The following is a 25292-nucleotide window of genomic DNA, read 5'->3' as shown; positions in this document are numbered from 1 at the left end:
ATCATGTCTATCACATCCCCAAATATAAAGCGCGCATTCACACGTATGACAGTGTTTGCTAGCCTGATGCTAGTGACTTTTATGAGCTCAGCAGTGGCACCTATCGAGGCAAACTTTATATTGGGCATGGACGTTCAAGGTCAGCGCCTGAACCTTTATGAAGACTGTGCAGAAGGCAACGTGACTTGTGACAATATGCTACTGGTCGCACCTGATGTAGGGCTGTTGCTTCAAACAAAGCTGGCGGGCAAAAGACTCGGTAACACGCCTTATCCCGTTAAGCTTTATCCGGCCAAAACCAAGCACAGTGTCTGTAATGATGGCGTGACCCCTTGTGGGTTTCAGGGCTATACATTTAAGGGTGAAGACTTCAATGGATTTATAGATCCCTTAAATAATGAGCTATACATAACCAGTAACTGGACGACAGATAGCGATACTTTTCTCTACACAGAAAACCGCACGTATTTGCCATTGGCCTCGCAAGCCAAACTGATTGATACGATGTATAAAACATCCGACCAAACGTTAAATAATGGCTACAATAATACACGGCAGACAGTCAGACGCCTCTATGGCAAGAAAATGGAGTCCAGCTTAAGACAAGAGCAAGTAGAATGGATAAAGCAGCGCTCAAAAAACTGCGGTGCTGATGTCTCACATCAGCCCAGAACCCAAGCGGAGAAAGTGTGCTTTATCCAGCAAAATAGTGCCCGAGAGCAAGCGTGGTTTTTGTGGATTGATTAGGGCGTTTCCTAGACTTTTCTAATCCTTATAAATTCGATGCGTTCTTCTGCTATAGTCAGCGAACGACTAAACCGCTACGGTGTTACCCTCCCTAGAGGTACTATATGTACAATCTGCGGTCGGCTGCCTTGTAGCTGTTTTAGATTTCTTTGACTGTAAAGCTAATATCAGTCATGCCTATCGCCTATTTTCAACATACCTTAGTATTTCTGAGCGACTCAGTCATATTTTCATGATAGACTCAAATAACAAACAAAAGACAGCCTATAATAAGGCTGTCTTTTGTTTGTTCAGTATTGCTTGGCGCGTTTGAACCACGGGTAATCTTGCAAAAGATTGTATCATTCAGATAATAATAAGAAAACGATATGGCGAACATGGATACCGCAGTGCCATCACCAAATTCATGGATAGGCATCATTCAAATCATCACGGCAGCTATCTGCTGGGGCACGTTGGGTATATTTTCTACCTACCTCAATCAAATAGGCTTTAGCGGCTGGCAAGTGACCATATTACGTATCGTCACGGCTGCTTTTATTATTCTAGCCATGCTCCCAAAACTATGGCCACATCTCGTTAAATTGAAACCAAAGCAATGGATTGGACTGGCGATACAGTCTGTGATAGGTGTCCTTGGTATGTCGGTCTGCTATTTCTTTGCCGTCAGCTATGTGGGCGCAGGCCCTGCTGTTGCTCTGCTCTATACTGCACCGGTTTTTAGCTTGTTATTTTCGGCACTCTTGCTCAATGAATCTATTACGAGAAAATCAGCCCTGCTGGCGCTAATGGCTGTGTTTGGCGTGGGTTTGACCATGTTAGGCGAGCAGGCACAAGTCAACTGGGGTATTGTGTTGGGGCTATTATCAGGGATGTGCTACTCCCTATACGGTGTGCTTGGCAAACGCGCGATGCACGATGCTCACCCTGCCCCGTTGGTATTTTTTACCTCGATTATTATCAGTGCTGGTATGCTGCTACTCTTACCAGAAACTTCTCATACGTATGAGAAGCTACTGACCCTACCGCTAATGACTTGGGGCTATGTGCTAGGGCTTTCTTTGCTAAGCACCGTTGTACCATTTGGGCTATATATGAAAGCACTGGAGAAACTGCCTGCCAGTCGCGCATCCGTTTTTACCATCTTTGAGCCGTTGACAGCCATTGCCCTTGCGACCATATTACTACATCAATCCCTGTCATTGATTCAGTATGTGGGCGTGATACTCATTCTATTGGCCGCTTTATTGAATGCCATGCTGAACGGTACTGCGACTCGCGTGCCACGCTGGTTTAAAAAACGGCAAAAGATATAAATTTTTTGATATCTTTATAAAAAAGCCCCAACCATGACAACATGATTGGGGCTTTTTATTGCTTAGGGCTTTATATGACTCAGACCTTCACTTTACAGTAGAAGCACAGCACTCTAGCTCTATTGCTTTTCGATACGTTGTAAAAATGCCTGCGTACGAGGATGCGTTGACAGCTCAAACAACTGCTTGGCACTGCCTTCTTCGACGACCACACCATCTTCGATTAGCACCACATGGTCAGCGACGTCACGAGCAAAGTTAATCTCGTGCGTCACCACCACCATCGTCCAGCCTTCAGACGCTAGCTGCTTCATGGTCTCAAGGACGTCTTGTACCAGCTCTGGATCAAGCGCGGAGGTTGGCTCATCAAACAACAGTAACGACGGCTCAATAGCCAGCGCACGGGCAATACCAATACGCTGCTGCTGACCACCAGATAGCTGAAACGGATAGAGATCTGCTTTGTCCGACAGACCTACTTTCTCTAGTAATATCAATGCCTGTGAACGGGCTTGCGCTTTGCTCTGCCCTTGAACCACAGTAGGCCCAAGCATCAGATTTTCAATGGCCGTCTTATGCGGAAACAAATTATAAGACTGAAATACCATGCCTGATTTACGCTGTAAGGCCAATAACGTTTTTTTATTGGGCTTAGTGGCAAAGTCGACGCTCAAGCTGTCATCATCAAAAGCAATCACACCTTGATCAGGAATCTCTAGCGCATTGAGACAACGCAAAAACGTCGTCTTACCCGATCCTGAAGGCCCTAATATTACCACCACCTTGCCTTTATTAATGGTCAAGTCGATGCCTTTGAGCACTTGATTGCCACCAAAAGCTTTATGAATATTAGTGACTCTGATCATAAAAATTCCTGTTGTGCTGGTCTCTGTATTTCTAGTCTTAGTTGTGCTGATGCCTGTTGTGCCAATAGCAATGGTCTACTTTGCCACATAACGATCTAGCCTAGTTTCAAGCTTGCCTTGGATAAAGGTCAAGAACAGACAGATACCCCAATAAATAATCGCAGCTTCAGTATATACCAGCATAAACTCATAGTTACGAGCCGTGATAATCTGCGCTTGTTTGAATAGCTCAGTGACGAGTACCAATGACGCCAATGAGGTGTCTTTTACCAGACTGATAAAGGTATTAGACAATGGCGGAACTGACACTCTGAGCGCCTGCGGCAAAATCACATGGCGGAACGTCTGTAGATACGTCAAGCCAACCGTTGAACCTGCTTCCCACTGCCCTTTTGGAATCGACAAAATCGAGGCCCGCACCGTCTCCGATGCATACGCACCGATGTTCAGTGAGAATGCAATAATCGCTGAGGGAAAGGGATCAAGCTTGACCCCAACACTTGGCAGACCATAGAAGATAATAAACAACTGCACCAGCATCGGTGTACCGCGAATCGCAGAGACATAGACACGGGCTAATCGATAAATGACCTCATGGTACCAACTGGCACGCGGAATGATACGAATCAATGCTACCGCTAAGGCAATGGCCATACCAATCACAAACGAGATCAGTGCCAGCGGTATCGAATAATAGATACCGCCTTTGAGCATTGGCCAAAACGACGAGATGACGATCTGCGCCCGATCAGGACTCATAAATGGCAGTAATGCCAGTAATTCAGCCAGCATTGAGGTTATAGAGGCTAACATTATTTTTGCTGACTTATATCAGCACCAAAGAACTCTTCACTAAGCTTGGTGAGCGTACCGTCAGCAGCCAATGCCGCCATCGCTTCATTCAGTTTTGCCAACACAGCATCATCACCTTTGATGAGCACTAAGCCTGAACCAGTTTGTTCACTCGCAGGGGCTGTCAGTTTGATCTCAAGATCAGAATCTGGGAACTTCTTAAGATAATCAAGTACCGCTAGATTGTCGTTCATTGTAAAGTCAGCACGGTCTTGCTTCACTAGCTGAATCGCTTGTGCCATACCGTCAACAGGGACGATTTCTGCGCCATAACGCTCTGCCAACTCACCATAGTTACTGCTGAGTGATTGTGCGGTACGTAGACCTTTTAAGTTATCCCAAGAGCTATAACGATTGTCATCAGTCGATGCTAAAGCAACTGCACCTGACCAGCTATAAGCCGTGGCTTTGTCGTACTTCGCTTGACGCTCAGGCGTGGTCAAACTGACTTGGTTGGCCACCATATCAAAGCGTTTTGAATCCAAACCTGCTAGCATCGCATCCCATTGAGTCTCTTTGAACTCAACGTCTACGCCTAATTTATCCGCCACTGCACGCGTGACTTCGACATCGTAACCTGTCAGCTTGCCACTCTCATCATGATACGTGAACGGAGGATAAGTGCCCTCTGTACCGACGTTGATAGTGCCGCCATTATTGATACGTTGTAGCAAATCAGAACCGCCTGCAGCAGCGCTGTCAGTCGCACCAGTATCGGCTTCATTGGTAGTAGATTGGCCACAAGCGGCAAGGAACATAGTGCTGGCAGCAAGGGCTAAAAGCGTACGACGTTTCATAAGACGTCCTTATAAGAGTAAATGAATAGAGTGAAAATGATGAATATTAATAAAACGTATAATGCCAATAAATAGGGAAAAGCCGACATGTGAAGGCAGTAGTTAATACCTGCCCTGCGATATTCGGCTTTGGTTGCCCGATTTGAGGCTATTTGAGCTATTTTTCAATACTGTTTCTATATTATATTTTAATTTTTAACGATTGTTCAATTATTATAGCGCATTCAGTCAATGACAATTGCTGCTCATTAAATAGCAGCTTATGGATATAATATCTCACTTTAGACCGAAAAGACGTACAAAATCAGTGAGCATACGTAAGGTATAGTCAGTTCAATATAATTTCGATACAAGGAAACCGAGTGCAAGTTATACATTAGTATGCTTAGCGAGAATGACGATGTAGCGGATTTATATAGGCTTGACTATATCTGCTACAACTCGCCTGAGAACTGATAGCGATCTCCCGCATGCCACATTTTTACGAAGGTAACGACCTGACCGGCTGAGTAGGTCTGTCGACGCAGTACGAGCGTTGGTGACTGCGGCGCAATTTGCAAAAACTCAGCAATCTCATCAGGGGCTGCCAATGCTCGGATGGTATAGCTACCACTCTCTAGAGGGCTTTTGGCAATTAAGTAATCACTGGTATTGACCACACTAAAATCCTGATCAATAAACTTCGGCACTTTTTTGGCATCGACCCAGCGTTCTTCAAACTGTATGGGCTGACCATCGGCAAAGTGAATAATTTTTACTTCATACAGGACAGCTTCATCACTAGCATCTGTCTGAGCGCTTGTATTAGCAGGCACAGACTCTTCATCAATACCAAACTTACGACGCAACTCATTATCGAGCATAGCAGCAGTCACGGCGCGCTTGCTGACGACCTGCGCTTCATAGTCGCGATTGGCCGACTTCAAATCCTGTGCAATATTGCGCACTTCTACAAAGGTATGATTGAACTGCTGCTGCGCGACAAACGTGCCCGACCCTTGCCGACGCTCCAGTACCCGCTCCTCGCTCAGCTCTTTTAGCGCACGGTTGACCGTCATTCGTGACACACCAAACTCTTCAGCCAGTGCCATTTCTGTCGAAATCGCGTTGCCCGCTTGCCACTTACCAGAATGAATGTTGTCTAGTATGGCGTTTTTTATGCGTTGATACGCCGGAATCGTCTTTGTCATATCCGCCTTTGACCGTCAGTTTTGCTAATAGGAATGACCACATAATATCACGAGGCCACCGTGCAAGCCTTAGTCAAAATGTCTGAGCGTTCAGTATTAACTAAAGCATTTTTCAACTCACTCGATAGTTATCTAAATTGGCTGAGTGAATAACAAAAACAATCAGCTCATGAAAAAAAATCCTTGCATAGAAAAAGTATCTTTGATAATTTGTATATACAACTTTACGACAGTATTAATAATTCAGCACATTTAGCAAGCAGCTAGGTGAACGCTTAAACTGAACGTAAACCACTTATTTTAATTGCCCAATCGCCTCAAAATATTTCACAAGGATTTGACCATGACTACTGATATCAATAGCAACAAACCTAGCCGCCGTGACGAGAGCCGTAATATCGCTGCACCTACTGGTTCTAGGCTACATTGCAAAAGCTGGCTGACCGAAGCCCCTTATCGCATGCTGCAAAACAACTTGCACCCAGATGTCGCGGAAAACCCAAAAAGCCTAGTCGTGTACGGTGGTATTGGACGCGCAGCACGCAACTGGGAAAGCTACGATCAAATCCTAGAATCGCTAAAAGAGTTAGAAGACGATGAGACGTTGCTCGTGCAATCTGGCAAACCTGTGGGCGTGTTTCAGACACATGAAAATGCCCCGCGCGTTTTGATTGCCAACTCAAACCTTGTGCCGCGCTGGGCAACGTGGGAGCACTTCAATGAGCTGGATCGCAAAGACCTGATGATGTATGGCCAAATGACTGCTGGTAGCTGGATTTATATTGGCACCCAAGGCATCGTCCAAGGAACTTACGAGACTTTTGTGGAAGCAGGTCGTCAGCATTATGACGGTAGCTGGGCGGGTCGTTGGATTTTGACCGCCGGTCTTGGCGGTATGGGCGGCGCGCAGCCGTTAGCCGCGACCTTTGCCGGTGCAACCTCATTGAATATCGAGTGTCAGCAGTCTAGTATCGATTTCCGTTTGCGCACGGGTTATGTCGACAAGCAAGCAGACAACCTTGACCATGCTTATGAATTAATAAAACAACATACCGATGCGGGCGAAGCGGTTTCTATCGCCCTACTTGGTAATGCCGCAGATATCTTGCCAGAGATGGTCAAGCGCGCCAATGCAGGCGGCATGAAACCTGATCTAGTGACCGATCAAACCTCAGCGCATGACTTGATCAATGGCTATCTACCAAGCGGCTGGACAGTAGAGGAATGGAAAGCCGCACAAGAAGATCCAGAGCAACATGCAACATTGACCAAAGCAGCCGCTGAATCTTGTGCTGTACACGTACAGGCGATGCTAGATCTACAAGCGATGGGTATACCAACGACCGATTACGGCAATAATATCCGTCAGGTGGCGTTCGACAAAGGGGTCAAAGATGCCTTTAATTTTCCAGGTTTTGTCCCTGCTTATATTCGTCCGCTATTTTGCCAAGGTAAAGGCCCATTCCGCTGGGTAGCGCTGTCAGGCGATCCAGAAGATATCTATAAGACTGATCAAAAAATCAAAGAGCTATTCCCTGAAAACAAACATATCCATCGCTGGTTAGATATGGCAAAAGAACGTATTCAGTTCCAAGGCTTGCCTGCCCGTATCTGCTGGTTAGGGCTTGGTGAGCGTGACAAAGCAGGCTTGGCATTTAATGAAATGGTCAAAAGCGGTGAGCTAAAAGGCCCTATCGTCATTGGCCGTGATCACTTGGATACGGGCTCTGTTGCCAGTCCAAACCGCGAAACAGAAAGTATGAAAGACGGCTCAGACGCGGTATCTGATTGGGCACTATTGAACGGCATGCTCAACGTGGCGGGCGGCGCAACGTGGGTATCACTACATCATGGCGGCGGCGTTGGCATGGGCTACTCGCAGCACTCAGGTATGGTTATCGTTGCAGATGGTACTGACGCTGCAGCCAAACGCTTATCGCGTGTATTAGTCAATGATTGCGGCTCAGGGGTCATGCGTCATGCCGATGCAGGCTATGAGCTGGCGATCAAAACAGCCAAAGATTATGGTCTAAATCTGCCGATGATTAAATAATTCGAATCATTTTACTTTATAAAAATAAATAGCCAGATAGCTATGCAACTAGGATTACCCCTATGAACGACATCAAACAATTAACCCTACACCCTCGCCAGCTTAGCTTTAAGATGCTACGTGATATCTATGAGCAACCTGTCATATTGACACTACCTGAAAGCGCTTATGAGGCAATAGATGCCTCGCATGAAGATGTACGAACCATCATTGCACGAGACAAAAGCGCTTATGGTATCAATACCGGTTTTGGCCTGTTGGCAAAGACGCGTATTAGTGACGACCAACTTGAGCTACTTCAACGCAACTTGATCGTTTCTCACTCAGTGGGCACTGGTGAAGCGTTACCAGACAGCGTGGTACGACTGATTATGGTGATGAAAGTTGCCAGTTTGGCTCAAGGTGTCTCTGGTGTACGTCGCGAGGTAGTAGATAGTCTACTGGCCTTAATCAATAATCAAATCACACCAAATATCCCAGCCAAAGGTTCAGTTGGTGCCTCTGGTGACTTAGCGCCTTTATCACATATGACGCTTGCGATGATGGGCGAAGGTGATGTGTTTGTCGCTGGCAAAAAAGTGCCTGCCGCTGATGCCCTAGCCCAGCATGGACTTGAGCCTATTACTCTTGCAGCCAAAGAAGGCCTTGCACTGATCAACGGTACGCAAGTATCAACTGCATTGGCATTACGTGGTTATTTCTTAGCGCGTGATTTACTTGAGACTGCGACCATTGTCGGCTCGATGTCGATTGATGCTGCCAAAGGATCAGACTCACCATTTGATGCGCGTATTCACGAAGTGCGTGGTCATCACGGCCAAATTGAAATTGCCAAAGCACATCGTCAACTCATCAAAGGCAGTGCTATTCGTGCCTCACACGATGGCGAGCAAGATGACAGAGTTCAAGATCCTTACTGCTTACGCTGCCAGCCACAGGTCATGGGGGCCTGTCTTGATATCATCAACCAAGCAGGCAAAACCTTATTAATCGAATCCAATGCGGTGACCGACAACCCACTTATCTTTAATAACGAGGATGGCCCTGTCGCCATATCAGGTGGCAACTTCCATGCTGAGCCAGTCGCTTTTGCTGCTGATATTTTAGCCTTGGCTATCGCTGAGATTGGCTCTATGTCTGAGCGCCGTGTCGCCTTGCTGATCGATGCGACGCTATCAGGTGGTCTGCCGCCATTCTTGGTTGATAATGCTGGAGTAAACTCAGGCTTTATGATTGCCCATGTGACCGCCGCAGCACTGGCTTCAGAAAATAAATCTATCGCCCATCCTGGTAGCGTCGATAGTATCCCGACCTCTGCCAACCAAGAAGACCATGTGTCTATGGCCACCTATTGCGCACGCCGCCTATATGAGATGGCGCAAAACACCGCCACTATCATCGGCATTGAGCTATTGGCTGCTGGTCAAGGGATTGATTTTCATCGTGGATTAGATACTTCAGAGCCGTTGACTGTGGCACATCAAAAACTACGTGAGCAAGTGACTTTCTATGATAAAGATCGCTATCTAGCCCCTGATATTGAAGCAGCCAAGCAGTTGGTATTAAACGGTACGCTTTCTGAACATTGGCAGTCACTACGCAGCGATTGGTACGAGTCTAAATAAAGATTAATGGGCGGAGAACAGCGATGACAATAGCGAGAACAACAGCAACGACTACCACACGCATTAGCCATACACCTGCTGATATGACCCAGTGGACAGGACGTGCAGAGCCATTTGAGACTGCGCGCGCCCGTTATTGGTATCAGCTTGCTCAGCCTTACGAGGATCAAAATATTGGGCTAATTGGTTTTGCATGTGATCAAGGCGTCAGACGTAATCAAGGCCGCGTGGGTGCTAGAGCTGCCCCACCATTGATTCGTCAAGCTTTTGCTACGCTGCCAGTCATCGCTGATTTGCAACAACGCTTTGATGGTCAATTATCAACCTTATTGGGTGATGCTGGTGACATTCATTGTCATGACGAGGATAGCTTTGCCGACAGTATTCTTGAGCAAGCTCAGACCAAATATGCCGATGCAGTGAACACTATCGTCAAGCAAGGTGGATTACCCATCGGACTTGGTGGTGGTCATGCCATTGCTTATGGTAGCTTTTTAGGATTATGGCAGGCCTTAGAAAATACCAGCAAAACAAATGCCACGCCTACTATCGGGATTATTAATTTTGATGCCCATCTTGATATTCGTCAGTCTGATGTAGCGACCTCTGGAACACCATTTCGCCAAATTGCCGAGCACCTTGACGCACACGATCAGCCCTTTCATTATTGCTGTATCGGCGTCAGTCGGTTCTCTAATACGGCGGCGCTTTTCGATCGTGCTGAGCAATTGGGCGTACAGGTCATTAGTGATGAAGACTGTCATTATCAGCCTTGGGATACACTTGCTGAGCGGGTCAAAAGCTTTATAGATCAGGTCGATATCATATATTTAACCGTCGATATGGACTGCTTGCCATCTAGTGTTGTGCCCGGTGTGAGCGCACCTGCCGCCTTTGGCATTGAGCTGGGTTTCGTTGAGCGTATGGTCAAAACCATCATGGCATCAGGCAAAGTAAAAATGGCAGACATTGCTGAGATTAATCCTACCTTTGATATTGATAGCCGTAGCTGCAAAGTTGCTGCTCGCTTACTAGCGACTATTGTAGAGCAGCACTTACTTAGCGCTTAGGCCTTCAAATAAAGGTCTCTGACTCCACAATAATTAGGAGCATATTATGAATGAATCAAAGAACTCCGTATTGAAAAACTCTACAGAACAGATGCTAGACGAGTCTACTATGACATCTTTTGATCACGTTATTATTAATGCCAATATTGCGACCTTTTCAGCGCAGCATGGTTTTGGTATTGAGATAAGTGATGATGCAAATAAGCACGCTGATAGCATTCCATACGGTCAGCTACTTCACGCGGCTATCGGTATCAAAAGTGGCAAAATCGCTTGGATTGGGGCACATGACCAAATCTCTACTCATCTGCCTCATTATGAAGAGAACCAAGTCACAGACGTCGACGGCAAATGGATAACCCCAGGGCTTATCGATTGCCATACGCATATTGTCTATGGCGGCAACCGTAGTAATGAGTTCGAAGCGCGATTGCAGGGCGTTAGTTATCAAGATATTGCTGCACAAGGCGGCGGTATTGTCGCGACTGTCAGTGCCACTCGCGCCGCCAGTATTGAATCGCTATTTGCACAAAGTGAAAAACGTCTACTCGCGCTTATGAAAGAAGGCGTTACCAGTATCGAAATCAAATCAGGTTATGGCTTGGACTTAGACACTGAGCGCAAAATGCTCACGGTCGCTCGCCAACTGGGCAAAAAATATGACATTCATGTGAGCACCACTTACCTAGCAGCGCATGCCCTACCACCTGAATACAAGTCTCACATGCAGGACCGTGCGGACGACTATATTGAGCAAGTTTGCGAGTGGCTGCCAACTCTGCATGCAGAAGGTTTGGTCGATGCAGTCGATGGTTTCTGTGAAAACATCGCCTTTAGTACTGAGCAAATCAGACGAGTGTTTGAAGTGGCTCGCTCATTGGATCTACCAGTCAAACTGCACTCTGAGCAGCTGTCTGATATAGGCGGTAGTGCCTTAGTTGCTGAATATAAAGGGCTATCGAGCGACCATCTAGAGCATTTGTCAGAAGAAGATATCAAAAAAATGGCGGCTAGCAATACCGTTGCCGTGATATTACCAGGGGCGTTTTATACGCTACGTGACACTAAGTTACCGCCGATTGATGCATTACGTAAGCACCAAGTCCCTATAGCCATTTCAACCGATTGTAACCCTGGCACCTCACCGTTAACGTCGCTATTGTTGACCATGAACATGGGCTGTACATTGTTTTACCTGACGCCCGAAGAAGCACTGGCAGGCTCGACCGTCTATGCAGCACAAGCTTTAGGATTACCTAATAAAGGAAAAATAGAGGTTGGCTGTGATGCTGATTTAGCACTATGGGATATCGCCCGCCCTGCTGACTTGGTCTATCAGATGGGGCTAAACCCTATCCAATGTATTATGGTTCAAGGTAAATGGCGTGAAACGACATAGTGATTCTTTATTTATTCACACTCAATAAGCCTCTATCGTTTAGTGTGTGATGAAGCAAAATATGTCAGCGGTCTCGTACAGTCCATCGAATTCCTCAGTATGGTAACTTCTAACCACCATTGATATCTTGCCACTGCTGCCGAGTTATTTTATATAGCACGTGCTCGGCAAGCCGATGATCAGCGTCAAGCATTGGATGATGAAAATTATTGCCTGTATCAGTCATGCCAATACGCTGCATAATGAGTTGCGAGCGTTTATTGATAACCGCTGTAAATGAAACCACCTCTTCAAGCGCCAGCTCAGTGAAGGCGTAGTGCAGTGATGCACGCGCAGCTTCAGTCGCATAACCTTGTCCCCAATAATCTTTGTGTAGTCGCCAAGCAATCTCGACAGCAGGAGAAAACGGCATATCGGCATGCGCATGATTTAACCCAACCATACCGATAAAAGTATCTGTCTCTTTTAGACTCACCGCCCAAAAGCCCCAACCTTTATCTTTAATAAGCTGCGCGCATTTATTGGCTATCGCATCGCTCACTTTTGACGATAATGGCTTGGGAAAATACTTCATTACGTCAAGATCAGCATTCATTTCAGCGAATGTCACAAAGTCACTTGCTTGCCATTGTCTAAGGTACAACCGTTCTGTTTCTATCGTATTTATGATTTTATTCTCTCGCATTTCGTTGTTCAAAATGAATACTGTTCGAAATAAATTAGGTTAATCAGGCTAGCTATCAAGCCATCCTTGTTGTTTGGCATACGTCAGCTGCTCAGGCGTATCAATGTCGTAGCTAAGTTGGTTATTATCGACCCTGCCTATTTTTTCGGCAGGCAATCCTCTAATTAGATGACGAAGCCCTTTGTCGCCGATCAATTCTGACTGCCACTGTTTGAGCAATTTATAGTTAATTGCTAAAGGCAGACCAATGATATCAGATACCGTTTCATCTCGATTTTGATGTTTCTCTAAAGGTTGCCAGTTATGATAGTGACTGGCCACTACCGTCTGCTTGCCCGCTAGCAATGCTGTTATATGATGCTCGTCTAATAATACTTGATCGACTCCTATGATGAGCACTCGATCGATTGAAGTCGATTCAAAAGCAGTAATTGTCTCAATACCTAAACTCAAACTATGCGCCATACCAGTATCAGCTTGTGAGTTCATCACTATTTGAACTGCTGGATATTGATCAGCCAACTCTGTAATCGCACTAGCAATCAAACGATGATTATCAGGAATGACAATGACAATGGCTTGCGGATTGGTAGTTATTGCCAATCGAGTCATATAAGTAATTAACGGCTCGCCATTCTTAAAAAGCATCTGTTTGGGTTGACCGAGACGCTGACTGAGTCCACTTGCCAAGATGATGACCGCGTGATTTTGGCTCTGTCGCTCAGTACTTTCTGTATGTTCAGTACCTTCTGTAAATGCACTCTTGCTCATATGATACTCTGAATAATATCAGCATCCGTATCACTACTCACCACTGATGTATTCAAGAGATTACTATTCGAAAAACCTACTGGAGCGATTTGATTGTGCATGACCGCATTTATCTGTGCCATGATGCCAAGTGCCAATGCTTCAGGACCGTCTCCACCAAGCTTATAACCAATCGGATAATGCAATTTACGGATACCAGCTTTTAAAATAGTAGGATTGCTAATATTCATGCTGATTTCATCAATCAAGCGTTCAGTACGATAGCGCGGCCCCAATTGTCCTAAGTATCTATAATTGTCTAAATGCTCAAGCAGTATTGCTAGACGAGCACGATCTTGACTCAAGCTGTGTGACATCAGAGCGACTGCTGCGTTATTGCTTAGCTCAAGCAAAGCCCCACTGTCATTTAAAGGTAGCGACATCACAGCATCCGCTTGAGGAAAACGCATGCGCGTCGCATATTGCGCGCGACTATCTATAACTGTCACATGCCAGTCCTGTAGCTTGGCCATGGTCACCAGTGGCATCACATCATTACCTGCGCCGCAAATCAATAAACGCACTTGTGGTTGCAATCGTTGCACAAGCCACTCTGTATTTACCTCACCGTTTTCCACCGTCACATATTCGGCATTTTTATCAGACAGCTTATATTGTGCTAATTCTTCTACGGTATGGGCAAGTATGCTTGAAAACGCTGTTTTCCCTTGTGCAGAAATGCTTCTCAAACTGCGATGTTCATCTAAATTAACCCTCATCCCAGTTTGCAAATTATCACCGTTTTGCGATATAGAATCTTGATGCTGATAGTCGTTAGCACGAATTAAAGTCGCCACTGTGATCGGCTGCTGAGTACGTCGAACGTTACTGATGATATCTAACAATGGCTCAGCCGTTGCCAATCGCTCAAACAACACATGCACTCGTCCATTACAGCCCAATCCAAAATTTAGCTCATCAAAGTCTGCGTTGTCTAAACCGTCATCTAAATCGCTATCTGACTCATTATATATATCAGACTTAGTTTCGTTAACACCTACTTGCGCTTGGCCATTGTCAGCATATTCAATGTCATCACCCGTTTGATAGACTTGCACAGTAGCACCGTCACGCGTAAGCCAAAAGGCGCGTTTGATAATATGCGGCTCCAAGCAGCCACCACTAATCATCCCAACTGAGCGACCATCCTCACAGATAAGCATCATCGCGCCTGCACGGCGATATGCTGAGCCCTCGGTACGTACGACTGTTGCCAGTACAGCATCAATGCCTTGCTGCTGAGCCTTACTTGCCAGCTTAAGAATGTCAGCGACTTGATTCATAACACCTCTTATTTGATGGTTATCTTTTTGATAATGATGAAATAATACTGCTGATTGAGTTATAAAAACCCGCTCATTAAGCGGGTTCCTGTCGTACATATGGTTTAAAAAATTACTCTGGCATCTCGTAAAGCAGCTTATCAAGCGTAATCGGAAAATCATAAACACGTACGCCAACTGCGTTATAGACAGCATTAGCAATCGCGGCGGCAGCACCGGCAATAGCCGTCTCACCAATACCCTTGATATGCATCGGGTTGGTATAAGGATCATCCTCTTCGACCAATATCACATCCAACTGCGGAACATCAGCATTAACTGGCACATGGTACTCAGCGAGGTCATGGTTACACAGGCGTCCGTCACGTTTATCATGGATGACCTCTTCCATCAACGCTGAACCAATACCAAACACCATGCCGCCATAGCATTGCGAAGTCGCTGTTTTGTGATTAAGAATACGACCTGCGGCAAATGCGCCAGTCATACGTTTCACTCGAATCTCACCCGTAACTTTGTGTACGGCCACTTCAGCGAAGTTTGCACCAAAAGAAGACTGACGATACTTTTTACCATTTTTACCTGGCTTTATCTGTCCTTTGGCACTGACTTTTTGCTCCTCATAGCCTGCGACCACGTCAGCAAGAGCATATGATTCTATATTGTCAAAATCATATTTTTCTGATGCTGTCTGTTCTTCTAATACATTCTCTGAAAATGAGACTCCGGTCGTTTCAGATATTTTGTCAATAGTACTATCAGCGAACGCTTGACCGTTCTCTTTGGCTGCCTCTACCGCAGTCAGATCATGCTTACCTACTTGCTTAATTTGACCGTTATCTAGCTGAATCGTATCAGGGTATAGACCGACTTTTTCTGCTAGCATCTCACGCAACTGCTCACAAGCGAGATAGACGCCACTACCTGCACTCGCTGCGCCCCAGCTACCACCTGAACCTGATGCAGGCGGCAGAGCACTATCGCCTAATTTCATCTCGATATGGTCAATGGGCAACCCTAATAAATCTGCAGCTACCTGAGAAAACACAGTATAAGACCCTGTACCAATGTCCGTCATATCTGTCTCGATAACTGCTTTCACACCGAGCGCTTTTGACTTATCAACTTGCAAAGTTGCACGAGCTTCAGAAGACTGTAACTGATTACCACGTGCCGCAGCAGCCATGCCCGTTCCTATCCACCAGTCACCTTCTAATTGACTGGCAGGCTTAGCATTGCGCTGACTCCAACCAAACTGCTCTGCACCTTGCTCCATACAAGCGATAAGCTGACGTGACGAAAACGGAATATCTTTGCTAGGATCTTTCTCGGGTTCATTGCGGCGGCGCAGCTCGATAGGATCAAGATTCAACTGAACAGCTAATTCATCCATCGCACATTCAACAGCAATCATACCGACCGCTTCACCAGGTGCACGCATCGAGCCTGATAGCACTTGATTCATGTCGACCATTTCATAATTTACACGGCGGTTTTTACCACTGTATAGATAGTGCGTAGACAAGGCAGTTGGCTCAAAGAACGCTTCGTCTGGCAAATTACTAGAAACGGTATCATGAATTAAAGTATCGATAACACCGTCTTTATCACAGCCAATCGCAATGCGCTGACGAGTGTTTGAGCGTCTGACTGTCGCTTCCATCACTTGTGGACGCGTCATGGTAATCAATACTGGACGACCAAGCTCTTTTGAAGCAATCGCAGCAGCAATAGATTCAGGAGCAATACCGAGCTTGCTACCAAAACCACCACCGACATAGTGTGCAATTAATTGAACTTGATCTTTATTTAAGTCTAGCGCGTCCATCACTTGCTGCTTGCAAGACGCAAGCATTTGATTGGCCGTATAAAGAACGAGATTATCACCTTCCCAATGTGCCAATGTTGCATGTGGCTCCATCGCAGAGCTGTTTTGACTTGGCGTATGATAAAAGCGATCAAGTGTTACCTCAGCATCAGCTAGACCTTGCGCAGGATCTCCTTGGACATAATTTTTGTCAGAGCCTTTTTTTTCATCGACTGCATGAGCGTTGGATAATTCTTTAGTAAAATTTAACGCCGCTTGGTCAGTCTCATCTTTATAAGTAACTTTGAGCGCCTTCGCCCCTTCTGTTGCTGCTTCGAAGGTTTCAGCGATTACCACAGCAATAGGTTGACCATGATAAAAAATCTCAGTCGCGCCCTGCTTTGGTGCTTTTTTTAACCCGCCTTGTTGAGAGTTACGCAAAAAGTGCTTAGGGTCTGTCACAACCTTGATAATATTAGGAATGCCGTCTAAAGAACTGCTATCGATGTTCTCGACTTGACCTTTAGCAATAGTCGCACCGACCAAGACACCATACGCTTTATTGTCTAAGTGAATCTCGGCACTATAATGTGCTTGACCGCTAACCTTTAGCGAGCCGTCAACACGGTTGATCGGCTGACCGACCAGTTTGCTCGCCGTTGTACTAAATAAAGACTCAACAGGCTCATCCATGGTCATTTTTTTGGTCGGTTCTGACTGAGTAATTGATTCAAATAATGCCATGATTATGCTCCCTCGCCCGCTAGTGCGCGCTGAATGACTTGTTTTAGTAGGCGACGCGTCAACGGTATCTTAAAGTCATTTTGACCATTACCTTTGGCATCATTCAATAACAGATCGGCAGCTTGCGCGATAACGTCATTATTGCCATCGGTACCCGTTAACAGTGCCTCAACCGCTTCGTTACGCCATGGCTCAGTACCGATACCACCAAATGCCAATCGTACCGTTTGCAGATTGCCGCTATCATTAGCGTCTATCACTGCAGCACAGGACACAAGCGCAAATGCATAAGAGGCGCGATCGCGAACTTTGTCATAGGTGTGCATACCTTTGATAGGCGCAGGTAATACAACATGAGTGATTAACTCGCCTGCCTCTAATACGTTTTCGATATGCGGCGTATCTTTTGGTAAGCAATAAAAATCCTTCACATTGATAGCGCGAGTCGAGCCGTCCGCCTTAACTGTCTCGATAGTGGCATCTAGCAAGCGCATCGCCACTGCCATATCAGATGGATGCTGAGCAATACAGGCATCGCTCGTACCTAAAATAGCTAGCGTACGGTTTTCACCATTGATAGCAGGACAACCTGTGCCCGGTTCACGCTTATTACAAGCGCTGTCTGTCTGATAAAAATAATAGCAACGAGTGCGCTGCAAGAAGTTACCGCCAGTCGTTGCTTTATTGCGCAGCTGACCAGTCGCCCCTGCCAAAATCGCTCGGGACAATACTGGATAATTGGCAATAACTTCAGGATGCGCCGCCAAATCGCTGTTGGTCACAAGCGTACCGATACGCAAACCACCATCGGCAGTGGATTCAACCTGTTCTAATTCTAGACGGGTAATATCAACCAATTTAATTGGCGTCTCAATCTCCAATTTCATCAAATCTAATAAGTTGGTGCCACCCGCGATAAAAGAAGCCTCTTTGGCACTGGCGGATATTGCCGCTTGCTCTGGTGCATCAGCACGACTATATTCAAAGCGTTTCATTAGCGGCCTCCTGTCGTAGCAGTTGCTGTTTGAGTATTTACCGTCTTATTATTTGCTGGGGGTTTGCCGAGTTGCGCCTCGCTAGGCGGCGGTGACCAAATTCCTGTCACGCTTGAACGTTGTTTCGAATTGTCCGTTGATTGAGTATTAGATTCTGAAACCTGACTTTCAAGCACTTGTGAAATAGCTTTGACAATGTTTGGATAAGCAGAACAGCGGCATATATTACCGCTCATGCGCTCAGCAATTTCTTGTACCAAGAGACCATCAGGGTTTTGCAGATCTCTGCTCACATGACTTGGCCAATTTTGCTTTACTTCTTCTATCAATGCGGTCGCTGAGCAGATCTGACCGGGTGTGCAATAACCGCACTGAAATGCGTCATTGTCTTTAAACGCTTGCTGTAATGCTGATAATGAGTCTGGCATCCCGATGCCTTCAATAGTTGTGATGTCATCACCATCATGCATGACCGCAAGTGTCAGACAGGAATTCACCCGTCGTCCATTGATGAGCATGGTACATGCCCCGCATTGACCGTGGTCGCAGCCTTTTTTGGGTCCAGTGATTTGTAAATGCTGACGACAGACGTCGAGCAGTGTCGTACGGGCGTCAAGATTCTCGAGCTGATAATCCTGCTTATTGATTGTTAACGTCAAAGTAGACATGCTGGCTTCTCGCTGGCAGATGAATATAATGGGGTGATGAAAACGCCTCGTAAATACAGCGTCAATAAATTTATTATGACGGATGAAAACGGTTGTTTTGTTTTTACTTTGTAGTGATTACAGTGTAGTTTTTAATCCAAGGCAGTCTCTGAAAGTGAGTGCTACCAATAGCTGTAGGGTAATTGATAATCATTTACATTAGTAAGCCTCACCACTCGCCTTTAGCTAATAACCACCAAACTTAACCCATAAATTCTTCAAGACCATTTCTATAATTTGACTATTATTTGACATAATCACTTATCAAATTAAGTCTCCTCATCAATACAGTAGATAAGTTTTTAATGTAAAAAAGCCCCACAGACGAATGTCTGTGGGGCTTTTTTATAAACGCTTTAAATATAGTAACCATGCATTAGAACTTACTAAAATTTTCTTAGCAATTACTTAATTAGGCTTTCGTGATGATTGTTTGTTCATCAAAGCGTGATTTTGGCAGCTCAGCATTAAAGTCATCCTCACTACGATAGCCAAGCGATACGACCGCAACAGCCGTATAGCCCTTGCTACGTAAATCAAACTCTTCATCAAGTGCTTTTAAATCCGCCCCTTCCATCGGCACAGCATCAATACCCAAGGTTGCAGCTCCTAGTAGCAAAGCGCCCATATTAAGATATAGCTGCTCTATCAACCAGTGCGGTTCATCTTTCTGCTCATAACGGCGAATGTCCAAAAACATCTTACGCACTTGATGCATCTGCTCTTTGAATTTTGGTTCCGCAAAACGGCCATCAGTGTCCTCTTTGTCTAGTATTTCATTCAAGAACTCACCATCAGCATAGACACGACTACAAAATACGATGACATGTGAGGCGTCTTTTACTTTTGCCGTATTAAATTCATACATGCCCTCAGTGCCTTTTGCGATTCGAGCTTTACCAGCCTCATCATCAGCAATCACAAAATGCCAAGGTTGGATATTGGTGCTCGAAGGACTGAGACGTAAGATATCTTTTAGGCTCTGAAAATCTTCTGCTGAGATTTTCTTATTGGTATCAAATGCTTTGGTGCTGTAACGCCAGTTCATCGCTTCAGTAATATTTTTCATTTGTGCATCCTGTATAGAATATTAAGTTTTTATTATTTGCTAAATACTTGGTGTTAGCGTGGGTTATAAGTCACAACTACCCATGTCGGCAAAGCTACTGTAGATAAAAACCCATTTCATGGCCATGACAGATTGGTTAAATATTCATACGTTTTGTTATCAGAGGTTGATTTTTGACTGCCTTATCGCAAAAAAGCAGCTATGAACAATAGCAATCTAGCGAGCAATTGAGTCACTCAGAGCGCATTGTATTCACCTGGTTATGCTTTGAATGTGCATTAAAGCTTGATATTTAAAGCATGATTATTAGTGAGGCTTCTTGGTCGACGACTCTATCTAAGCGAACACATTTAGATGAGATATATGAGCAATTCAAAGCCTTGAATAAAATACAAATAACAATCCCTGCGAGGAAATATGAGCACATCAGAAAAATCACTCCGAATAGACATCGTTTCAGACGTCGTATGCCCTTGGTGCGTCATTGGCTATCGCCAATTGGCAGCAGCACTTGAGCAAACCAACACGGCTCACACTATCCATTGGCACCCGTTTGAGCTAAACCCAAACATGCCAAGCGAGGGTCAAAACTTACGTGAGCACATCATTGAAAAGTACGGCTCTACCAAGCAAGAGTCAGATGCTAGTCGAATCAGAATGACTGAAGCGGGCTCTGAGGTTGGCTTTGAGTTTAATTTTAATGATGACACGCGCATGCACAACACCTTTAATTTGCATCAGCTGCTACATTTTGCTGATCAGCAAGGCCGTATGCATGACTTAAAACAAGCGTTGTTTGCCGCGCATTTTACCAACAACAGAGATATCTCAGATATCAACGTACTTGCTGATATTGCAGCGGAGATTGGGCTTGATCGTAGTGAAGCATTGGCGGTGTTGGAAGGTCAGTTTTTTGCGAAAGAAGTACGAACAGAAGAGCAGCATTGGCAACAGCAAGGCATCCAAAGTGTACCAGCGATTATCTTCAATGAGCGTCATCTTGTCAGCGGTGCGCAAGGGGTCGAGAATTACATCAGTATTTTAGAGCAATTGGCTAATATGACTGAGTAAAACCTTTGTCATTATAAAAATGTCATTCTATAAAAGGACACTTTATGTCTTCTGAACGTTTTCCTTCGATTATTGTGTTTGATGTCAATGAAACATTGCTCGATATTGATACACTCACGCCTTTCTTTACGCGCGTCTTTGGTAAGCAAAGAGTGCTAAGAGAATGGTTCGCTCAGCTAGTACTGTACTCGCAAACTATGACTCTGTCTGGCCTCTATACACCTTTTGGTGAGCTTGGGGTTGGGGCATTGCAAATGGTTGCTGATATCAGACAAGTGACTTTGACAGAGCATGATATCAATGAGTTCAAAGAAAGAATGAGTGCGTTGCCTGCTCATCCTGACGCCGCGCCAGCACTGACTCGTTTGCGCGATGCAGGGTTTCGACTGGTCACACTGACCAATTCAGCAAGCAGTGCGTCTCCAACGCCATTAGAAAAAGCAGGACTCAGTCAATTCTTTGAGCAGCACTTTAGTATTGAGACAGTCGAAAAATTCAAGCCAGCGCCTGAAACCTATCAACTGGTGGCTGATACACTAGCCGTTGATACATCAGACTTATGCCTTGTCGCCTGTCATCTCTGGGATACTATAGGGGCGCAAGCAGCAGGTTGTCGCGCGGCTTTTCTCACGCGACCGTATAATGCGATTTTGAGCGCGCCCAATGTGCCAGTACCAGATTTGACCGCATCAGATTTATCAACGCTGGCGGATCTAATCATTAGCAAAAAAGGTGCTTGAGACTTTCAATCACTAAGCTATGTGTAAAAACAACGTTAAAAAAAGGCCGCTTCGAAATCGAAGCGGCCTTTTTATTTTAAAAAAGTATTTTTAACGTTACCGTCAGACATTTCTCTTGCACAATATCTCTTAGAAATGAATGACCGTACGAATACTTTCGCCCTTGTGCATCAAGTCAAACGCTTCGTTGATGTCTTCTAGTGGCATGGTGTGAGTAATGAAATCCTGCAATGGAATCTCGCCTGCCAAATAACGCTCAACATAACCTGGCAACTCGCTACGACCTTTAACACCGCCGAATGCCGATCCACGCCAGACTCGACCAGTCACTAGCTGGAATGGACGAGTAGAGATTTCTTGTCCAGCACCAGCGACACCGATGATGACTGACTCGCCCCAGCCTTTGTGACAGCACTCTAGTGCCGAGCGCATGACATCGACATTACCGATACATTCAAACGAGTAATCAACACCGCCATCAGTCAGCTCAACGATCACTTCTTGAATAGGTTTGTCGTAATCTTTCGGATTGATGCAGTCGGTTGCGCCCAATTTTTTGGCCAGTTCAAACTTGCTCTCATTGATATCGATGGCAATGATACGACTGGCTTTTGCCATCGCCGCACCGATGACCGCTGACAGACCAATACCGCCCAGACCAAAGATAGCAACCGTTGCGCCCTCTTCGACTTTTGCAGTGTTCATGACTGCACCCATACCTGTGGTCACGCCGCAACCAAGTAGGCAGACTTCTTCTAGTGGGGCTTCTTTATTTACTTTTGCCAAAGAAATCTCTGGCAACACGGTATATTCAGAAAAAGTCGAACAGCCCATATAGTGATAAATTGGCTCACCGTCTTTATAGAAACGCGTGGTGCCATCTGGCATTAAGCCTTTACCTTGGGTCTCACGTACTGCCGAGCACAAGTTGGTCTTGCCAGAGGTACACATTTTGCAGACGCCACACTCTGCGGTATATAGCGGAATAACATGGTCACCGACTTGCACACTGGTCACGCCTTCACCGATTTGCTCAACGATACCGCCGCCTTCATGACCCAAGATTGCAGGGAATACGCCTTCTGGGTCTTCACCAGATAAAGTAAATGCATCGGTATGACAGACACCACTGGCGACGATCTTTACCAATACTTCGCCTTTACGCGGCAGCATGACATCTACTTCTTCGATAGATAATGGCTCGTTCGGCCCCCACGCGATGGCGGCTTTTGATTTGATAAATTTGTCTGACATAGTTATCTCTCTTTTTAATTGATTGTTATCTCAAGAATCTGATACAACATCTTTAGTTATAAGTAAAAGCCCAGTCATTTTCAATTGAACGTTGTCTGTCCGTTTGTATTCATACTCGTAGCAAAAACATATCGATACAAACTGAGCTTATATTGCTTAGTCATCGTAGGCAAGTTTCAATGATCGTAGCGTGTTGTTTATTTGAATCGATACCAACCATTATATTTATTTCTGAGCTGATAACAATATGCTATATTTGCAAATATCTTTTACATATTGGTAATAATCATGCGCTGGGAAGGGATTAGCGAGTTTGTCAGTGTGGCAGAATCTGAGAGCTTCACCAAAGGGGCAAAGGGGCTTGGTATCTCGACCGCTCAAGTCAGTCGCCAGATAAGCGCGCTTGAGAAGCGATTGAACATCAAACTGCTCTATCGCACCACCCGTAAGGTCTCACTGACTGAGGAGGGCCGCGTGTTCTATCAGCATTGTCGTAGTGTGCTCGATGGCTTGGATGCAGCTGAACAAGCGGTGAGTAATCTACAATCCAAACCCCAAGGCCGAATCAAACTGACCGCCCCTGTGACCTATGGCGAGCAGCAACTGTTGCCGCTGATTAATGACTTTATGATGCAATATCATGATATCGAAGTGACGGCGTTTTTGAGTAATCAAAAGATTGACTTAATTGAGGGTGGCTATGATTTAGCCATTCGTATCGGCAAATTGAGCGACTCGACGATGATGGCAAAAAAGCTCAGTCAGCGTACCAATTTTATTTGTGCGGCACCCTCTTATCTAGACATACACGGCACACCTCAAAACCTTGGCGAGCTGAGTCAACACAACTGTTTGCTTGGCACTCGTGACTATTGGCATTTTATAGATGTTGGTAAAATAAAAGAAAACACTAGTACTAGTGGTAAAGCAACTGGCCAAAAAGCCAGTGTCGAAAGAAACCTGCGCGTCTCTGGGAGCATTCAATACAACAGCGGCTACAGTCTAGTCGACGCCGCTCTCAAAGGCTTAGGCATCGTACAGCTGCCTGATTATTATGTGCAAAAGTATCTAACGTCAGGTGAGCTGGTCAGTTTGCTCGATGATTATAGAGAGCCTGAAGAAAGCATCTGGGCCATCTACCCTCACAACCGTCATCTCTCACCGAAGATTCGGCTTTTGGTAGATTATTTGTCTGAGCATTTGGTTTAGCAATCTATTCAGATATATTGCAATAACCAGCCTGATTACGCACAATGAGTATTCGATATTACCAACTATCACAAACAATCAAAGGATATGATTATGATAAAACTTGTCTCTGTCGCGGCACTAGCATTGGCCGTGTCATCTTGTGCCAGTATCGACACGCTTTTGACCAAAACCGATAACACGGGCTCAATGACCAAAACCATGATGTCTATCAATGCTGAAAAGGGCTTGGTGACCATGCAAAGTAATCATTCTGTGCAAGACACTGCCGATAAACTGGTTTCAGTGATCGAGAATAAAGGCATGAAAGTATTTGCGCGCGTCGATCATCAAAAAAATGCACAAAGTGTCGATTTGTCATTGCGTCCAACGCAAGTCATTATGTTTGGCAACCCAAAAGCGGGCACACCATTGATGAATTGTGAACAAACCGTGGCGATCGATTTACCACAAAAAATTCTGATCAGCGAAGATGCTGACAAAAAGGTATGGCTCTCATACAACAATCCTGAGTATCTAAAAACCCGTCATCATATAAAAGGCTGCGATACCGTCATTGATAACATCTCAAAAGCACTGAATGCTGTCAGTACAGCGGCGGTTGCCAAATAATGCCAGACTAGAAAAGTATGATCTGAGCAAATAAAAAAGTGGGTAGCAAAAGCATCACCCACTTTTTTATATATTTAAAGCCGTGATTTATAAAATTTTCATACAGAACTATCAGACAACGCCATTTGATAATGTAGCTCTACTTTGAGCTTCTTTGCACATTCGATGATTTTTTTGCGATCTGCAGGTATGGCGCCATACTCAAGCGCGGTCTCTCTCATTTGTACCGTCACATCGTAATGAGGATAACTGGCATCACGATGGAATAAGCGCGCATCTAACTCAATCAGTGCTGCAAAATCATGCAGCTCCTCTAAACTGTCCGCCAACATATGGCACCATTTATAGCCTTTGAATTTTATCTGCACAAAATCTACGTATATCGCCATAT

At 45.2% G+C, this 25292-nt stretch carries 23 protein-coding genes; 10 read left to right on the top strand and 13 right to left on the bottom strand.

What is annotated here, in order from left to right:
• The first annotated feature begins 3 nt into the window (after window positions 1-3).
• Window positions 4-747 carry a lysozyme inhibitor LprI family protein gene (locus IP510_RS10765; protein WP_194364839.1) on the top strand — a complete coding sequence of 248 codons (744 nt, stop codon included), beginning with the start codon at window positions 4-6 and terminating at the stop codon, window positions 745-747.
• 368 nt (window positions 748-1115) lie between these two features.
• Window positions 1116-2063 carry a DMT family transporter gene (locus tag IP510_RS10760; protein WP_194364838.1) on the top strand — a complete coding sequence of 316 codons (948 nt, stop codon included), beginning with the start codon at window positions 1116-1118 and terminating at the stop codon, window positions 2061-2063.
• A gap of 119 nt (window positions 2064-2182) precedes the next feature.
• Here the strand turns inward: IP510_RS10760 and IP510_RS10755 are convergent, their stop codons facing one another.
• The 4 genes from IP510_RS10755 to IP510_RS10740 all read right to left on the bottom strand — a co-directional run bounded on the left by IP510_RS10755 (window position 2183) and on the right by IP510_RS10740 (window position 5768).
• Window positions 2183-2929: an amino acid ABC transporter ATP-binding protein gene (locus IP510_RS10755; RefSeq protein ID WP_194364837.1), complete on the bottom strand. Its 747-nt coding sequence runs from the start codon at window positions 2927-2929 to the stop codon at window positions 2183-2185.
• Between the two features lie 75 nt (window positions 2930-3004).
• Window positions 3005-3688: an amino acid ABC transporter permease gene (locus IP510_RS10750; RefSeq protein ID WP_265087595.1), complete on the bottom strand. Its 684-nt coding sequence runs from the start codon at window positions 3686-3688 to the stop codon at window positions 3005-3007.
• A 53-nt stretch (window positions 3689-3741) separates the two neighbouring features.
• Complete coding sequence (locus IP510_RS10745; protein WP_194364836.1) at window positions 3742-4578, bottom strand: amino acid ABC transporter substrate-binding protein; 837 nt, start codon at window positions 4576-4578, stop codon at window positions 3742-3744.
• 434 nt (window positions 4579-5012) lie between these two features.
• Window positions 5013-5768 (bottom strand): UTRA domain-containing protein, encoded by a 756-nt coding sequence (locus IP510_RS10740; RefSeq protein WP_194364835.1) that lies wholly within the window; start codon window positions 5766-5768, stop codon window positions 5013-5015.
• A gap of 343 nt (window positions 5769-6111) precedes the next feature.
• On the opposite strand from IP510_RS10740, the gene hutU reads away from it, so the two are divergent.
• The 4 genes from hutU (at window position 6112) to hutI (ending at window position 11915) form a co-directional block, all read left to right on the top strand.
• The gene (gene hutU, locus IP510_RS10735; RefSeq protein ID WP_194364834.1) at window positions 6112-7821 is read left to right on the top strand and encodes a urocanate hydratase; all 1710 of its coding nucleotides are present in this window, start codon (window positions 6112-6114) and stop codon (window positions 7819-7821) included.
• 62 nt (window positions 7822-7883) lie between these two features.
• On the top strand, window positions 7884-9446 hold the full coding sequence (gene hutH, locus IP510_RS10730; protein WP_194364833.1) for a histidine ammonia-lyase: 1563 nt from the start codon (window positions 7884-7886) through the stop codon (window positions 9444-9446).
• A 23-nt stretch (window positions 9447-9469) separates the two neighbouring features.
• The gene (gene hutG / locus IP510_RS10725) at window positions 9470-10516 is read left to right on the top strand and encodes a formimidoylglutamase (RefSeq protein WP_194364832.1); all 1047 of its coding nucleotides are present in this window, start codon (window positions 9470-9472) and stop codon (window positions 10514-10516) included.
• Between the two features lie 91 nt (window positions 10517-10607).
• On the top strand, window positions 10608-11915 hold the full coding sequence (hutI, locus tag IP510_RS10720) for an imidazolonepropionase (RefSeq protein ID WP_194364945.1): 1308 nt from the start codon (window positions 10608-10610) through the stop codon (window positions 11913-11915).
• A 109-nt stretch (window positions 11916-12024) separates the two neighbouring features.
• On the opposite strand, the gene IP510_RS10715 is transcribed toward hutI, so the two are convergent.
• From IP510_RS10715 to nfsB, 7 genes are all read right to left on the bottom strand, one after another.
• On the bottom strand, window positions 12025-12600 hold the full coding sequence (locus IP510_RS10715) for a GNAT family N-acetyltransferase (protein WP_194364831.1): 576 nt from the start codon (window positions 12598-12600) through the stop codon (window positions 12025-12027).
• Between the two features lie 48 nt (window positions 12601-12648).
• The gene (locus tag IP510_RS10710; RefSeq protein WP_194364830.1) at window positions 12649-13371 is read right to left on the bottom strand and encodes a nucleotidyltransferase family protein; all 723 of its coding nucleotides are present in this window, start codon (window positions 13369-13371) and stop codon (window positions 12649-12651) included.
• Window positions 13368-14693, bottom strand: a complete 1326-nt coding sequence (locus IP510_RS10705) for an XdhC family protein (protein ID WP_194364829.1) — start codon at window positions 14691-14693, stop codon at window positions 13368-13370. The genes IP510_RS10710 and IP510_RS10705 overlap by 4 nt, the downstream gene beginning before the upstream one ends.
• Window positions 14694-14805: 112 nt before the next feature.
• Entirely contained in the window at window positions 14806-17244 is a 2439-nt protein-coding gene (locus IP510_RS10700) for a xanthine dehydrogenase family protein molybdopterin-binding subunit (protein WP_194364828.1), read from the bottom strand.
• 2 nt (window positions 17245-17246) lie between these two features.
• Entirely contained in the window at window positions 17247-18239 is a 993-nt protein-coding gene (locus IP510_RS10695) for an FAD binding domain-containing protein (protein WP_194364827.1), read from the bottom strand.
• Entirely contained in the window at window positions 18239-18907 is a 669-nt protein-coding gene (locus IP510_RS10690; RefSeq protein ID WP_194364826.1) for a 2Fe-2S iron-sulfur cluster-binding protein, read from the bottom strand. The genes IP510_RS10695 and IP510_RS10690 overlap by 1 nt, the downstream gene beginning before the upstream one ends.
• Before the next feature lie 451 nt (window positions 18908-19358).
• A complete protein-coding gene (gene nfsB / locus IP510_RS10685; protein WP_194364825.1) occupies window positions 19359-20015 on the bottom strand; it encodes an oxygen-insensitive NAD(P)H nitroreductase in 657 nt (218 codons plus the stop codon).
• A gap of 417 nt (window positions 20016-20432) precedes the next feature.
• On the opposite strand from nfsB, the gene IP510_RS10680 reads away from it, so the two are divergent.
• Together IP510_RS10680 and IP510_RS10675 are read left to right on the top strand one after the other, a co-directional pair.
• Window positions 20433-21086: a DsbA family protein gene (locus tag IP510_RS10680; protein WP_194364824.1), complete on the top strand. Its 654-nt coding sequence runs from the start codon at window positions 20433-20435 to the stop codon at window positions 21084-21086.
• 44 nt (window positions 21087-21130) lie between these two features.
• On the top strand, window positions 21131-21826 hold the full coding sequence (locus tag IP510_RS10675; RefSeq protein ID WP_194364823.1) for a haloacid dehalogenase type II: 696 nt from the start codon (window positions 21131-21133) through the stop codon (window positions 21824-21826).
• A gap of 129 nt (window positions 21827-21955) precedes the next feature.
• On the opposite strand, the gene IP510_RS10670 is transcribed toward IP510_RS10675, so the two are convergent.
• Window positions 21956-23080 (bottom strand): S-(hydroxymethyl)glutathione dehydrogenase/class III alcohol dehydrogenase, encoded by a 1125-nt coding sequence (locus tag IP510_RS10670; protein ID WP_055124643.1) that lies wholly within the window; start codon window positions 23078-23080, stop codon window positions 21956-21958.
• Window positions 23081-23368: 288 nt separating this feature from the next.
• On the opposite strand from IP510_RS10670, the gene IP510_RS10665 reads away from it, so the two are divergent.
• Window positions 23369-24289, top strand: coding sequence for a LysR family transcriptional regulator (locus tag IP510_RS10665; protein WP_194364822.1), 921 nt, complete (start codon window positions 23369-23371; stop codon window positions 24287-24289).
• A 93-nt stretch (window positions 24290-24382) separates the two neighbouring features.
• Window positions 24383-24901, top strand: coding sequence for a DUF302 domain-containing protein (locus tag IP510_RS10660; protein WP_194364821.1), 519 nt, complete (start codon window positions 24383-24385; stop codon window positions 24899-24901).
• Window positions 24902-24999: 98 nt separating this feature from the next.
• Here the strand turns inward: IP510_RS10660 and IP510_RS10655 are convergent, their stop codons facing one another.
• A complete protein-coding gene (locus tag IP510_RS10655) occupies window positions 25000-25290 on the bottom strand; it encodes a DUF4031 domain-containing protein (protein WP_194364820.1) in 291 nt (96 codons plus the stop codon).
• Between the last annotated feature and the right edge of the window lie 2 nt (window positions 25291-25292).

This window comes from Psychrobacter sp. NG254 (genome assembly GCF_015277735.1).
GTDB lineage: Bacteria > Pseudomonadota > Gammaproteobacteria > Pseudomonadales > Moraxellaceae > Psychrobacter.
The sequence above is the reverse complement of the archived record's forward strand: the minus strand, read 5'-3'. Positions and strand labels throughout refer to the sequence as shown.

Excerpts from the sequence above, each read along its gene's own strand:
- IP510_RS10765 (WP_194364839.1), top strand. The coding sequence starts at position 4 with ATGTCTATCACATCCCCAAATATAAAGCGCGCATTCACACGTATGACA.
- IP510_RS10760 (WP_194364838.1), top strand. The coding sequence starts at position 1,116 with ATGGCGAACATGGATACCGCAGTGCCATCACCAAATTCATGGATAGGC.
- IP510_RS10755 (WP_194364837.1), bottom strand. The coding sequence starts at position 2,929 with ATGATCAGAGTCACTAATATTCATAAAGCTTTTGGTGGCAATCAAGTG.
- IP510_RS10750 (WP_265087595.1), bottom strand. The coding sequence starts at position 3,688 with ATGAGTCCTGATCGGGCGCAGATCGTCATCTCGTCGTTTTGGCCAATG.
- IP510_RS10745 (WP_194364836.1), bottom strand. The coding sequence starts at position 4,578 with ATGAAACGTCGTACGCTTTTAGCCCTTGCTGCCAGCACTATGTTCCTT.
- IP510_RS10740 (WP_194364835.1), bottom strand. The coding sequence starts at position 5,768 with ATGACAAAGACGATTCCGGCGTATCAACGCATAAAAAACGCCATACTA.
- hutU (WP_194364834.1), top strand. The coding sequence starts at position 6,112 with ATGACTACTGATATCAATAGCAACAAACCTAGCCGCCGTGACGAGAGC.
- hutH (WP_194364833.1), top strand. The coding sequence starts at position 7,884 with ATGAACGACATCAAACAATTAACCCTACACCCTCGCCAGCTTAGCTTT.
- hutG (WP_194364832.1), top strand. The coding sequence starts at position 9,470 with ATGACAATAGCGAGAACAACAGCAACGACTACCACACGCATTAGCCAT.
- hutI (WP_194364945.1), top strand. The coding sequence starts at position 10,608 with ATGCTAGACGAGTCTACTATGACATCTTTTGATCACGTTATTATTAAT.
- IP510_RS10715 (WP_194364831.1), bottom strand. The coding sequence starts at position 12,600 with ATGCGAGAGAATAAAATCATAAATACGATAGAAACAGAACGGTTGTAC.
- IP510_RS10710 (WP_194364830.1), bottom strand. The coding sequence starts at position 13,371 with ATGAGCAAGAGTGCATTTACAGAAGGTACTGAACATACAGAAAGTACT.
- IP510_RS10705 (WP_194364829.1), bottom strand. The coding sequence starts at position 14,693 with ATGAATCAAGTCGCTGACATTCTTAAGCTGGCAAGTAAGGCTCAGCAG.
- IP510_RS10700 (WP_194364828.1), bottom strand. The coding sequence starts at position 17,244 with ATGGCATTATTTGAATCAATTACTCAGTCAGAACCGACCAAAAAAATG.
- IP510_RS10695 (WP_194364827.1), bottom strand. The coding sequence starts at position 18,239 with ATGAAACGCTTTGAATATAGTCGTGCTGATGCACCAGAGCAAGCGGCA.
- IP510_RS10690 (WP_194364826.1), bottom strand. The coding sequence starts at position 18,907 with ATGTCTACTTTGACGTTAACAATCAATAAGCAGGATTATCAGCTCGAG.
- nfsB (WP_194364825.1), bottom strand. The coding sequence starts at position 20,015 with ATGAAAAATATTACTGAAGCGATGAACTGGCGTTACAGCACCAAAGCA.
- IP510_RS10680 (WP_194364824.1), top strand. The coding sequence starts at position 20,433 with ATGAGCACATCAGAAAAATCACTCCGAATAGACATCGTTTCAGACGTC.
- IP510_RS10675 (WP_194364823.1), top strand. The coding sequence starts at position 21,131 with ATGTCTTCTGAACGTTTTCCTTCGATTATTGTGTTTGATGTCAATGAA.
- IP510_RS10670 (WP_055124643.1), bottom strand. The coding sequence starts at position 23,080 with ATGTCAGACAAATTTATCAAATCAAAAGCCGCCATCGCGTGGGGGCCG.
- IP510_RS10665 (WP_194364822.1), top strand. The coding sequence starts at position 23,369 with ATGCGCTGGGAAGGGATTAGCGAGTTTGTCAGTGTGGCAGAATCTGAG.
- IP510_RS10660 (WP_194364821.1), top strand. The coding sequence starts at position 24,383 with ATGATAAAACTTGTCTCTGTCGCGGCACTAGCATTGGCCGTGTCATCT.
- IP510_RS10655 (WP_194364820.1), bottom strand. The coding sequence starts at position 25,290 with ATGGCGATATACGTAGATTTTGTGCAGATAAAATTCAAAGGCTATAAA.